Origin of the sequence: Nitrobacter hamburgensis X14, from assembly GCF_000013885.1 — a bacterium.
GTDB lineage: Bacteria > Pseudomonadota > Alphaproteobacteria > Rhizobiales > Xanthobacteraceae > Nitrobacter > Nitrobacter hamburgensis.
In genome coordinates this window covers 3278201-3291228 of record NC_007964.1, presented here as the reverse complement: position 1 = coordinate 3291228, position 13028 = coordinate 3278201, and the positions used below count along the sequence as shown (strand labels likewise).

Here is a 13028-nt window from a genome sequence, read left to right as displayed (position 1 = left end):
TGCGGGACCAGCCCGATCCAGGCGGCAAAATGGCGGCCCAACTGGAACGTAGTGCATCGACGACGGTTAGTCACCCGCTTCAATCACAGTCGGCATCTGCTTTGAAGGGGCGCTGGATCTTCGCCAACTCCAAGAGCGGTTTGTTTAAAGTTTCTCGTGCGAAACGGGGGCGGTTGGTAGTCATCCGTGGATGTTTGGATACGCGGTGTGTTGCGCTCAGTCCGCGACTCTCGGCGCCCCGTAGTTCCAGCGTCTCTGAGGGGTATTCGCCGAACAACGCGTGATAATAATGAGAGAAGCGGCCCAGTTCCACGAAGCCCTGTTGCAGGGCGACCTTGGCGACAGTGGTATCGCCCGGCGAACTGTCAATTAGTGCGGAATGAATCGCGCAAAGCCGCTTGTGACGGAGAAACGTCACGGGCCCGACGCCGAACACGTCATGAAAGGCGCGGTGCAGCCCGCGCCGCGATACGCGGAACGCCGCGCAAAGCTCCGATACATGCACCGGACGCGCGTCAGCGGCAGCCAGATAGTCCTCTACATTGTGCACGAGCCGCAGCGCCGAAGGCAGCGTGCGGGTCTCGTCCGGCGGCAACGATTGAAAGATCGTCGCGGTGAAACAATCGACGATGGCGCGCTTCCAGAAATCAGCGGACGCTTCCGTCAGCGCGTCCTGATGCTGCGCGAGGCGGGAGACGATCTGCGGCAGGCGGGCCGTTGCGGTCTGGGCGGACTGGTTGGCACGGTAACGGTTTTTCTCGTACCAGGTCGCGGGATCGCTCAAGCGCGCTTCACCGGCGAACATAGACACGACATCGGACAGATCGAAGCGCAGCGCTGCATAGGACGAGGCGCCGTGAAAAATGCCGTCATGTTCGATTGCCGGTGGAATCACCAGCACGTCTGCCGGACGCATGTCGAAGGCAAAATGGGTGACGCGGTCTTTCGCCGAGAGCAGCATTCCGACGATCAGCTTCTCGTCGCTGGAGGTACGTTGGGTGCGAACGCCGAGGTTGAATGAGCCGACGCTGAGGGAGAACTCACCGATGCCGACATGCGATAGCGTGCCGCGCATCTTGCCGTGTCCGAGTTGCATGACGTCAATGTGCGAACCCTGCACGGCCTGATGCAGGCCCTCGAAGCCATTCAAGCCGCAACTGCTGACCCAGAGGCGTTGGACCATGTGAATGCACCCGGAGGCCGCGGGCGAAGAGAATAGCGTGTGCAACTGATTGGCGACAACGAGTTTTTTCAGCAGGCGACATTGTGCAGGGCAAGAGATCGAGCCCGCTCGGACGGGCTGTGATACATGTCTTGTCGAGCCGGAACGACTTGTGCATTTTCATAAAACATGACGCACGTAAGACGCTTTGATTGATTGTCGTTCGATATTTTCTATTAAGTGTGCCGCGGGCGCGGCGATTTTTGGCACAAACTGCACATCACATACGGGAAGTCTTCGATTAAGCTCGCGAGAGTTGGCCGTCGCAAATGTGAATCGCCCGCAGTCCGGGCGAGCGATGTGATTTTGCCATCGCACTCTGAAGAAGGAGAGCCTCGACTATAGAGCATGCCATCGTTGCCAACGACACTGGCAGCCGATGGACACAGGAAGGGTTTCGATCATGCAATCAAAAATGATTCTGCTTCGTCGCCTTACCGATACATCGCAAAGTCTTCGCAGCGTCGCATGTGCGACCGCTCTGATTTTGAGCGCATTGGCTTTGGGCGGATCACACGCTTATGCGATCCCCGCGATCGCCAGCGCCCCTCACCTTCATGCAAATCAAGGCGATCTCATCGAGAAAGTGGTTGTCGTGCGCAGGCGCGGCGCAGTGGTCGGGCGGCGAGGCGGTGTTGCCCATCGCAGCCGCACGGTTGTCAGACCCGGAGTCGGCAGGCGGTATGTAGGCCCTGTCAGGCCCGTACGCCCGGTTGGCCGGTGGGTGCGCCCCGCTCGATACTGGTGGCCGGTCGGTGGCGCGGTCGCTGCCGGCGCCGCCGTCGGCTTCGTCACCGCTGCGACCGCTTCAGCATGGGCCGGTGCACCGCCCGCGCCGGGGTACTGCTGGTACTACACCGACTCCAGCCGCACCAAGGGTTTCTGGGACGCCTGCCCGCGCTAACAGAGGCTAGTACAGCAGCAGAGGCAGTGATGTCAGTTGCACCGGTCGAACCCCAGTTGCTTGGACCTGCGGCGGACGGTGAGCGGACGGCAGATATGGTTTGGATTCCGGGCGGGACCTTCCGCATGGGGTCGGATCATCATTATCCGGAAGAAGCGCCGAGCCATCGCGTGACGGTTGATGGCTTCTGGATCGACAAAACACCTGTCACGAACCGGCAGTTCAAACAGTTCGTGAGAGCCACAGGCCATGTCACCGTTGCAGAGGTGCCGCCGGATCCCAAAGACTATCCTGGTGCACTGCCTGAGATGATCTATGCGGGTTCGCTGGTGTTCGCACCGCCGTCCGGTCCCGTCGACCTGCGCGAATGGGCGCGGTGGTGGACGTTCATGAAGGGCGCCGACTGGCGGCATCCTTATGGACCGAAGAGCAACATCAACGTGCAGGACCATCATCCGGTGGTCCACATCGCCTATGCCGACGCGCTGGCTTATGCGGATTGGGCCGGCAAGGCGTTGCCGACCGAGGCCGAGTGGGAGTTTGCCGCGCGTGGCGGGCTGGAGGAGACGGAATTCGCGTGGGGGAATGAATTCACGCCGAACGGCCGCCACATGGCCAACACCTGGCAGGGCGAGTTCCCGCGGCAGAACCTGGCTGAAGACGGCTACGAACGCACGTCACCCGTGACGGCGTTTCCGCCAAACGGTTACGGCCTGCACGACATGATCGGCAATGTGTGGGAGTGGACCAGCGACTGGTACACCCCAAAACACGATGCCGATGCGCCGAAGGCCTGCTGCATCCCTGAGAACCCGCGCGGCGGCAGAGAGGACGCGAGTTACGATCCCTGCCAGCCCAGTATTAAAATCCCTCGCAAAGTTCTCAAAGGCGGCTCGCACCTCTGCGCGCCGAACTATTGCCGCCGCTACCGGCCGGCCGCACGCCACGCCGAACCGGTCGATACGTCGACGAGCCATGTCGGATTTCGCTGTGTGACAAGGAACTCGCTACGCAATGACCTTCAACTTCTTTGCGAAGAACGGAGAGTGCAATGACGAGCAGTGCGAACGACCGAGATAAACTCGAAGCTCCATCGAACGAAGCCGATAACCACGCTCTCAGTCGCCGGAATATTCTGCTGGGCTCGTCGGCGCTGGTGGCGCTGGCGGCAATGACAGCACCCGCGGAGGCCCAGAAGCAACAGGCTGCACCGGTCACGACAACAACTTCTCCGCCCGGCCGGCAGCCGAATATCCTCGTGATCTGGGGCGACGACATCGGTATCGCGAATATCAGCGCCTATTCAAACGGCCTAATGGGGTACGAGACCCCGAACATTGATCGCATTGCCCGCGAGGGCCTCAAGATGCAGCACTATTACGGCGAGCAGTCCTGCACAGCGGGCCGCTCGGCGTTCCTCACCGGCCAGCACATCATACGCAGCGGGCTCAGCAAGGTTGGCTTCCCTGGCGCGCCAATGGGCATGAGCCAGTTGGACCCCTCGGTTGGTGGCCTGCTCAAAAATCTTGGTTATGCGACCGGCCAGTTCGGCAAGAACCATGTCGGCGACCGTAATGAATCGCTACCGACCGTGAACGGCTTCGATGAATTCTTCGGCAACCTCTATCATCTCAATGCGGAGGAAGAGCCGGAATTGCCGGACTATCCAAAAGACCCGGCCTATCGCGCCAAATTTGGACCGCGCGGCGTCCTGAAGTGCAAGGCGACAGACGTCGATGACCCGACGGTCGATCCGAGATTCGGAAAAATCGGCAAACAGACCATCGAAGACACCGGCCCGCTCACCAAGAAGCGCATGGAAACAATCGACGATGAAACCTCGGCGGCGGCTATCGACTACATGAAACGGCAAAAGGCAGCCGGAAAACCGTTCTTCTGCTGGTTCAACGGCACCCGCATGCACTTGCGAACGCATGTCCGCGCCTCACACCGCGGCCGCTACAGTGGCTCGAATGTACCAAGCCTGCAAGCCGAACGAGTTATTCTATCTTCTGTCACTGTGGTTCATCACCACGACCGGCACCACCGCAATAAACTACTGGACGCATTCCTCTTTAGATTTTAGCTATTACAGTCTCCAAACGTTCGGGGGCTATATCGGGTTTTTCCTAGCGGGAGCCCTTGCTGTAGACTTTGCTCGTCGCCTTACTAGATCGCGGCGTCTGCTCTGTCTCGCGGGGTATGTTGGGACATCCATCGCAATAGCGTTGCTAACCTCATGGCGCTCAGGCATCGAGCACGGATGGGTTCAGGTGTATTATAGCTATCTGACGCCGTTTGTGGCCGCAGGATCAATCAGTCTTTTCTTCTATTTAATTGCGGATGGCTCGCGCCTTGTCGGCAATTCTGCGTTGCGACTTTTAACCAACTTCACGCCATATGCTCTCGGTGTCTATTGCGTCCACGTTATCGTCCGAGACGAACTTGCACATTTGGGTTTAACCGCGGCTATTAACCCGGCGATAGCGTCAATCCCGATACTAACGGCCATAATCTTTCTCCTGTCTCTGGCCGCTGTTTGGCTGCTTCGAAAAGCCCCTGGAGCAAAATGGGTGATGTGAGATAAGCTTATTGAACGACATTGTAATTAAGTTGTTCAGTGCCTGCGGCATTGCTGCCCGATCCAGTAGCGATAGCAAAGTCATTACCGCTTGGAGAGCAGTAGAACCCCCCGCTGAAGGTGGCGGCTGACGTGTTTGCGGGCTGCAGAAAGATCAGCGCGTTTGACGCTACCCCACCATGAGACACTGTTTTGGAGGCGAGGGCGGGCATTGTAACCGAACCAACAAGCGGCGCTCCAGTGTACTGATTGCCCTCGCCGTAGTTGTTATCGCTCGTCAGCAGATTAGGAATGCCGATGGTTGTGACGCCCGTGCATTTGTTATGCAGGAAGCGGCTGTTTGAGCATCTAGCGGCGGCGTCGATTGTAATGAAAACGTCACCGGGATCGTCGCCACGGTTGCCTTCGACTTCCAGCTTCGTCCCGCCGCTTACAAGAATCCCAAGGACGTTACCGCTGATTAAGTCGTTGTCCTTGACGTTGCCGCCGCTGAGGCGGCCGACGCGAATGCCGCGGTCATAACCGACAAGCGTATTGCGGCGAACGCTTGCGTTATATGTGTTGTGTGTTCCGATAGTCTGCACGTCGATCGCGTAAAAATAATCCGCGCCACCTGAACCGACACCAAACCCAATGATCTTATTGTCTTGGATGTAGATGTAGTACATTTCGCTGATTGACGAATATGCAGAGATGCCGAATTGCCTGTCCGTGCTTGTGCCATCCCATGTGATAGTGTTTCCACTAACATCGATTAAGGTCGGAACAGCGCCGGGATTATAAGCTGTGTCTGTGTCGGCAACGTAAACGCCGAAAGACGAGCACCGCAGAAAATGATTATTGACGATCTTCACACGGATGCAGTCGAGCGCTTGAACGCCGCCAAAGCAATCGAAGGTAATGTTACCTTCAACGATGCTATCATTATCCCAAATGCGGATGGCGTCGGTGAGCGTCGGCCCCTGAACGATGTTTTTTGAGACGATATGTCCCTGACCGTAAAGATAGCAAAGCTTCTCCCATGGGCGCTCAGCGTGACAGCCTGTGATCGTCAATTGTTGAGACGCACCAGAATTTCCGCCAGAAAAGATGCACTGGGTAGCTCTACTGTCATCCGCTGACGCCGCGAGGAAGTCCAGATTAGCGAAGCGGTGCTTACCCCCACCTGTTGCCGTGATGTGGGTTAAATACCGCCCACCCTCGATGTCGTAAGTCGCGACGCCGCCCTCGAAAATCGCGTCATGAATATTGGCCGACGTTGCCCCACGAAGGTTGATCCCGATCTTGGGCGGCTTAAGCATACGGATGCCGCTGTAGTTGAAGCCCTTACCAGTGACCCTGACTAGGCCGGGGTATATGCTGTCATCCCCGCCAGCGCTGTCGATGTTATCGAATCCGTTCCCTTCAATCGTCCCGGAGCCGCGAAAGCGAACGTAGTTACCTGTCACATTGAAGATATGCGCCGGGTTCGCTTCGTTCGCAGCGTAATTGGCTTTGATGTGACCGTCGATACGAACGGTAATCGCATTGTCGATGAGTACGGCACCAGTTAGGCCGCCAGAAGTATCAACGTTACAAACTCCACCCATGTCTGGGATGTAAAGCGTACCACCGATCGGCGTGCGGAGCGCCGCAGTTTTGATCGCGGCAAGGTTCGTTGCGGCGCTTGAGGACGACGAAAATCCGCAGGCAGCCGCATTAATGACAGGACCGGCGGCGTTATAGCCGACATTGGTTATACCATCTGATAGCGTGATGATCAGGTCACCTGACGTGGTGCCGTTTTTCTTGTAAAGGTTGATGGAAGTGTCGCCAACAGTGGCAATGCCGCCTACCCACATCTCATCCGGTGCGGCTGACGGTGCATAAGCCTCCGCAACCGCTTTTGTTGGAAACAGGTTTTCGAAAAACGTCGACATCGCGCCGGTAGCGACATCGCGCGCCGCTTCTGCTGCGGTCTGCGCCGATTCCGCTCCCGTCTGCGCCGCCTCTGCAGCGGCTTGAATTGCTGAACTTGCCTGATCGGACAGCAGCCGGAATTCAGTGCCGTCGATATAACCAGCCAGCATCATGCCAGCGACCAGGCCGCCAACAGCCGGGCTATTGCCCGCGGCAGTCTTGATTGTGAGCGGAGTTCCGCCGTTCAAGCTCAAGGTGACGGTAGCACTTGTGTTCGTCGCGGTGACATTGAAGACGATCAACGCATCCGTGTTTGCCATCGGATAACCATTGGTCGCCTGAATGGCATTCGCCGAACCCGCACCCTCATTGACCGCGCGGTAAAATGAATACGGCAAATCGGCGAGGCGCGCCCAACTGCCGGAACCGGACGCCCCCGCCTTTTGGTAAACGCCGTTGTTCGCCGGCGCAGGGTCCAGAACAACCCAAGCCATTTTGTTGGCGTCGTAATTCAGCGCTGCGTTAGCTTGCGCCTTGGTCGTGAAGATCACACCGCCGCCTGCCGTGAAGCTATTTGCTACCGCGTCCAAGGCACCAAGAACGTTGTCGCGAGTGAATCGCTTCACAGACTTGGTCGTGCCAACGATTTCGTGCCCGATAAACTCACCGAGATTGGTTCCAAGCGGTAGATTGGGTGCGCGGATGCCTTCAGCCATAAGATTATTGTCCCTTTAGTCGTGTGTAGATTTTGGCTCGGTAAGAGCGCACTAAGTCGTCTCGTAAGTGAATGTGAATTCCAACACCGCGCCGTCCGCGCCGGGGTATGCGCCCGTGGCCAGCATGATGATAAAATCGCCGCCGCTCTGAGCGTTGCAGAACAGGAAGTTTCCATTAACCGCAGTTTCACGACCGAGACATGAATAGTTGTCGCGGACTGCGATCGGCGTCGTGACCCGCACATACCCAGCAGCGGTCCCGTTCGTTGTGATCGTGACCTTGACCGAGCCCGTGACAGTCTTGCCGATCTTCTGCCACCGCCCCGTAGCGCTTGCTGTTGTGAACGTTCCAGTGCCAGCCGTTACAGTCGGCGTGTAGGCAGTCCACGCGCCCGGTGTCGTCACATAGATTGCATCGAAATAGCTTTTGAGCGTGGCCTTGAGATTCGCCCACGTCAGCTTCTTGAGAACATTCGAGGCCGCACTATCGACAAGCGCCAGTTCATCAGCATCGACTGGCGTCGTTTTGCCGGTTGCACTGTGGATCGCATTAGCAATATCAGTTGCGCCCGTAGTCAGATCGGAAATCGTGCTTCCGCTGTCCTTGATTAGCTTCCCCGTAGTACCGTCGAATACGGCTATCCTGGCGTCTGTCGCGCTAGCTGGTCCGGTGACCGCGCCATCGATATTTACTTGGCTAATACACGGCGACAGCGAGTACATCGACGGCATGATGGAGCACGACGACACGGTCGGCACACTGCTCAAAGCGCTGGATGACATGGGCATCGCGAACGATACCATCGTCGTCTACTCGAGCGATAATGGTCCTCACATGAATACGTGGCCGGACGGCGCCATGACCTGGTTCCGCTCGGAGAAAAACACCAATTGGGAAGGTGCGTTCCGGGTGCCTTGCCTGGTGCGCTGGCCGGGCTCCATTAAACCCGGTACCGTCTCGAATGAACTGATGAGCCACAACGACTGGATACCGACCCTCTGCGCCATTGCGGGCGAGCCGGACATCGTCAACAAGCTCAAGGCGGGCTACACCGCGAACGGCATCAACTATAAGGTGCACCTCGATGGTTACGATCAATCGAGCTTCCTGCGCAATGTGAGCGGTAGCGCGGCGAATAACAACGGCACCAAGAGCGCTCGCAATGCGTTCTTCTATTCGAACGACGATGGCTTGCTGGTGGCCTATCGGCAGGGCGACTACAAATGTGTGTTCTCTGAGCAACGTATGCAAGGCACGATGGGTCTGTGGGCGGAACCGTTCACGACGCTCCGATTGCAAAAAATCTTCAACCTGTATCAGGATCCATTCGAACGCGCAGACTTCACATCCAATACCTTCTGGGACTGGCAAATCGATCACGTCGGCTTCATCTATGGCGTCATGGATGACGTCTTTCAGTTCGTGGCGACGTTCAAGGAGTTTCCGCCGCGCTCATTCCCGCCGAGCTTCAATCCGGCGAGCATTCTGGGAGACGAGATGGATAGCATCAAGCGCAGGGAGTCGTTCAAGAAGAACCTCGACCTCGACCGCATCCGCGGTGGGTTGAACAGGATGATCGACCAGCAAATCCAGCAACGCGGGGTTAAATAGGCGGTCGCCACACCGCACATGACCCGGCTCGTCCATGGGCGAGCCGGGTTGGTTCAACCTCGTACAACCTCAAACCTGTGTGAGGTCTGGTATGGTTGCGTCCCTTGCGTCCGTCATTCGGAACACCGTCTTCGTTGTGCTGCTGGGACTCGATTGCGTCATCCTTCCACATTCCAACGCCCTCGCACAGAGTGACCCGCTGCCGTCCTGGAATGGCGGTGCGGTCAAGACATCAATCACCGATTTCGTCGCGCGGGTCACGACACAGGGTGGCACGGATTTCGTGCCGCCCGCCGAGCGTATCGCCGTGTTCGACAATGACGGCACGCTATGGTGCGAGCAGCCGATCTATTTCCAGGCCGCCTTCGCGTTCGACCGCGTCAAGGCGATGGCGCCACAACATCCGGAATGGAAAAGCCAGCAGCCGTTCAAGGCGTTCCTCTCCGGTGACAGGAAGGTGTTGTCCGAGCAGGGCGAGAAGGGTCTGCTGACGCTAGTGGCCGTGGCGCATAGCGGCATGACCACGGATGAATTCGCAAAGTCGGTCGCCGACTGGCTCGCGACCGCAAAACATCCGCGCTTCAACCGACCCTATAACGAGCTGGTCTATCAGCCGATGGTCGAACTGCTGACTTACCTCCGCGCCAACGGCTTCAAGACCTTTATCGTGTCCGGTGGCGGCGTGGAGTTCATGCGGGTGTGGGCCGAAAAGGCCTACGGCATTCCGCCCGAGCAGGTGGTCGGCTCATCCGGCGTCACGCAGTACCGGCTCGACGACGCAGGCAGGCCGTCATTGCTGAAGACGGCCAAGGTGCAATTCATCGATGACGGTCCGGGCAAGCCCGCCGGCATCAACATGATGATCGGCCGCCGTCCGATCCTCGCCTTCGGCAATTCGGATGGCGATCTTCAGATGCTGCAATGGACCACAGCGGGAACCGGGGCGCGCTTTGCCGGGATCGTGCACCACACGGATGCGGCGCGTGAATATGCCTACGACCGACCGTCGAAGATCGGGCAACTCGACAAGGCGTGGGAGGAGGCGAAGGCGAAAGGCTGGACCGTCGTCGACATGAAGCAGGACTGGAAGATTGTGTTTCCGGACAGACCTTGAGGAGGTTCGCGGTGAAGAAGAAACTGCTGGTTGCGTTCGCATTATGCTGCCTCTCGAGTGCTGCCGTCGCGCAAGCGCCATCGGCGGACGATAGCCTCGTGCGCAGCCGCGCCGTCGAGGCGGTCATCTGGGGCATGCCGGCCGCCAACTACGACCTTATGCTTCAGCCGGCGCTGAAATCCGGCGCAAAGGAAAACGAGATCATCTATTGGTCCCGGCCGGTGGATTGGCACAACCAGACGCTTACGCCTAATCCGGACGCGCTTTACTTCATGATTTTCTTCAATACGAAGGAGGCGGGTCCCATTGTGATCGACGTTCCTCCGGCCGACGACGGCTCGTTTGCTGCGAACATCGATACGGTTTGGCAGATGCCTTTGGAAGACGCTGGCCCCTATGGCGCAGATAAGGGCGCGGGCGGCAAGTACCTGATCCTACCGCCTGGCTACAACGATACGCCTCCCGATGGGTACATTGTAGTCCGATCCGAAACCTTCGCTGGATATGCGTTATTCCGCTCGAATCTGGCGAGCCACAGCGAGGCCGATATCGCCAAGGCGGCCAAATACGGCAAGCGGCTCAAGGTCTATCCGCTCTCGCAGGCCGCGGCGCCGCCGGAGACGAAGTTTACCGATGCGAAGGTCATTCTCTACGACTCCACCATTCCCTACGATCTGAGATTCTTCCGATCGCTGGATCGCATCGTGCAAACCGAACCGTGGCAAACGCGCGATAAAGCCATGATCGACCAGCTCAAATCGATTGGAATCGAGAAGGGCAAGGCGTTCAATCCCGATGCGAGAGCGACCACGATTCTGAACGGCGCGGCGGCCGATGCGAGAGGTGTTCTGGACCGTATGTACGATGCCGGGTTCCCGCCGTTCTTTGCAAGCTCGCGCTGGGCGGTGCCGGCATTCCCGGCGCTCGTCAAGGCTGGATCCTCTGGCTACGCGGAGACGGACATGTATCCCGTCGACGCCCGCGCGCTCACCTACAGCATCGGCTACATCGGCATTAAACGTCTCGGCACAGCGCAGACCTACCTCATCGCGGGCAAGGACAGAGATGGGAAAGCGCTAGGCGGCAACAAGACTTACCGCCTGCACGTCCCGCCGAATGTGCCGGTCAACTTGTACTGGTCGGTCACCGCCTACGACCGGCAGACGCATGCGCTTATCAAGAACATGCCGCGCGCAAGCCGCGCCTCCAACGCGGCGGAGGTCCAGAAAAATGCGGACGGCTCCGTGGATATCTACTTCGGTCCGAAACCGCCGCCCGGAAAGGACGCCAATTGGGTTCCGACCGATCCTCAGCGCGATTTCGAGCTGCTGTTCCGAATCTACGGACCGAAGAAGGAATTCTTCGACAGGATTTGGGTGCTGCCGGATGTCGAGAAGATCGCAGCCCAATGAGATTCCGTTTCCTGCTCGACCATTCCACTGAAAGGTGAGCCATGACAACCGAGAATTTCATGCCCGACCGTCGCAACGTGCTTCTCGCTACCGCAACGCTCGCGGCAGCTTCAATGCTGGGCGCGCCGTCTGTCGCGCGCGCAAACCTCGTCGCTCAATCCGCAGCCGTTGCCGCTCTCGCCGGAATGGGCTCGCGCGCTGCCGCCCGGCCCCGATGCCCGAGTGAAAATCACCGAGGCCTATGCGGCCCACGTCGCGCGCGACGTCTTCTTCTGGGCCTGGCCGCTGGTCAACATGTACAATCGACGGCTTGCGTTCTCGAAGATGACCGAACAGCGGTACGTCGGCCCATTGCTCGAGGCGCCGCTCAACCGGCTCACCATGCTCACGGATTATGTCGATCCGGAAGAACGGAACGTCGCGTGCCCGAACCAGGACGTGGTTTACGGGCTCGGCATGGTCGCGCTGGAGGTTTCTCCGGTGGTGGTTCAGGTGCCGGATTTCGGTGATCGCTTTTGGGTCTATCAGATCGTCGATCTGCGCACCGACAGCTTCGTCCAGCTCGGCAAGATGCACGGGAGTACGCCGGGTTTTTACCTTCTTGTCGGGCCTAACTGGAATGGTCAGGTGCCGAATGGAATCACCCGCGTCTTCCGCGCATCGAGCAATACCGGCCTTGTTGCGCCACGGATCGCCCAGAACGACACTCCGGAAGACAAGCGTGCGATTCAGGGCGCGCTGACCGGGATCGCGATGTATCCGCTCGCGGAATACGATGGGCGGATGAAGAGCATTGAGTGGAGCAAGTTGCCTAAAGTGCCCGGCGCGCCTCCCGGCGAAGAGGAAACGCGGTGGGTGTACCCTGAAAAGTTTTTCGACGAGCTTCCCATGGTGCTCGCCGACGCGCCACCGCTGTCAGGCGAAGAAGCATGCTACGCGCAGGTGCTCGCCGTGCTGGCTGCCGCCAAAGACAATCCGAAAATAAAGCAGGCGATGATCGGGGCCGCGAAAGACGCCGAAGAGAAGCTGGTGAATCCGTTGTTCCAGTTCCGCAACTATGGCCAGCAGCTTCCCCACCACTGGAGCACGATCTCCAACGAGTCCGCGTTCGGGACGGACTATTTCACGCGGACGGCGGTTGCGAAATCGAACATCCTCGTCAACTCGCCCGACGAGACCAAGTATTTCTACCAGGACTTCGATGCCTCGGGCGCACGGCTCAACAGTTCCAACCGCTACACCGTGACGTTCGCGAAGGACGGCACGCCGCCTGTGAATGGTTTCTGGTCGCTCTCGATCTACAACGAGCACCATTTCTTTGTCGCCAACCCGATTAACCGCTTCTCGGTCGGCACCAAGAACAAGGATCTCAAATTTGCCGCCGACGGTTCGCTCACAATCTACGTGCAGTCCGATGCGCCCACGGATGCGGTGCAGCGAGCCAACTGGTTGCCGGCACCGAAAGGCAACTTTTCGCTCTTCGGCCGCGCTTATTGGCCGAAAGTGCCAGTTCTGGACGGCACCTGGACGCCGCCGGCGGTGCAGCGTGTAAGCTGATCAAGAGCGAG

General features: G+C 58.5%; 9 protein-coding genes and 1 pseudogene. 7 read left to right on the top strand and 3 right to left on the bottom strand.

Translation table 11 applies throughout. The annotated features are described in order from the left end of the window. Positions 1-79: 79 nt before the first annotated feature. A complete protein-coding gene (locus NHAM_RS15305; protein WP_011511407.1) occupies positions 80-1183 on the bottom strand; it encodes a helix-turn-helix domain-containing protein in 1104 nt (367 codons plus the stop codon). Positions 1184-1946: 763 nt separating this feature from the next. Here NHAM_RS15305 and NHAM_RS29310 point away from each other — a divergent pair. From NHAM_RS29310 to NHAM_RS15295, 3 genes and pseudogenes are all read left to right on the top strand, one after another. Beyond that, the gene (locus NHAM_RS29310; protein WP_081435074.1) at positions 1947-2126 is read left to right on the top strand and encodes a hypothetical protein; all 180 of its coding nucleotides are present in this window, start codon (positions 1947-1949) and stop codon (positions 2124-2126) included. Between the two features lie 29 nt (positions 2127-2155). Beyond that, positions 2156-3181: a formylglycine-generating enzyme family protein gene (locus NHAM_RS15300; protein WP_011511405.1), complete on the top strand. Its 1026-nt coding sequence runs from the start codon at positions 2156-2158 to the stop codon at positions 3179-3181. Then, positions 3178-4086, top strand: a pseudogene (locus NHAM_RS15295) (sulfatase-like hydrolase/transferase); the annotation flags it as partial. The gene NHAM_RS15300 and the pseudogene NHAM_RS15295, both read left to right, overlap by 4 nt. Positions 4087-4715: 629 nt before the next feature. Here NHAM_RS15295 and NHAM_RS15290 read toward each other — a convergent pair. Both NHAM_RS15290 and NHAM_RS26815 read right to left on the bottom strand, forming a co-directional pair. Further along, the gene (locus NHAM_RS15290; RefSeq protein ID WP_011511404.1) at positions 4716-7322 is read right to left on the bottom strand and encodes a hypothetical protein; all 2607 of its coding nucleotides are present in this window, start codon (positions 7320-7322) and stop codon (positions 4716-4718) included. A 51-nt stretch (positions 7323-7373) separates the two neighbouring features. Then, the gene (locus NHAM_RS26815) at positions 7374-8054 is read right to left on the bottom strand and encodes a hypothetical protein (RefSeq protein ID WP_198137054.1); all 681 of its coding nucleotides are present in this window, start codon (positions 8052-8054) and stop codon (positions 7374-7376) included. Between NHAM_RS26815 and NHAM_RS15280 the strand changes: the two genes are divergently transcribed. The 4 genes from NHAM_RS15280 (at position 8053) to NHAM_RS15265 (ending at position 13017) form a co-directional block, all read left to right on the top strand. After that, entirely contained in the window at positions 8053-8934 is an 882-nt protein-coding gene (locus NHAM_RS15280; protein WP_245269914.1) for a sulfatase-like hydrolase/transferase, read from the top strand. The two genes, NHAM_RS26815 and NHAM_RS15280, sit on opposite strands and share 2 nt — an antisense overlap. A 91-nt stretch (positions 8935-9025) precedes the next feature. Next, positions 9026-10048, top strand: a complete 1023-nt coding sequence (locus tag NHAM_RS15275; RefSeq protein WP_011511403.1) for an HAD family hydrolase — start codon at positions 9026-9028, stop codon at positions 10046-10048. Between the two features lie 11 nt (positions 10049-10059). Beyond that, entirely contained in the window at positions 10060-11460 is a 1401-nt protein-coding gene (locus NHAM_RS15270) for a DUF1254 domain-containing protein (protein ID WP_011511402.1), read from the top strand. 222 nt (positions 11461-11682) lie between these two features. Then, complete coding sequence (locus tag NHAM_RS15265; RefSeq protein ID WP_245269913.1) at positions 11683-13017, top strand: DUF1254 domain-containing protein; 1335 nt, start codon at positions 11683-11685, stop codon at positions 13015-13017. Positions 13018-13028: the final 11 nt, after the last annotated feature.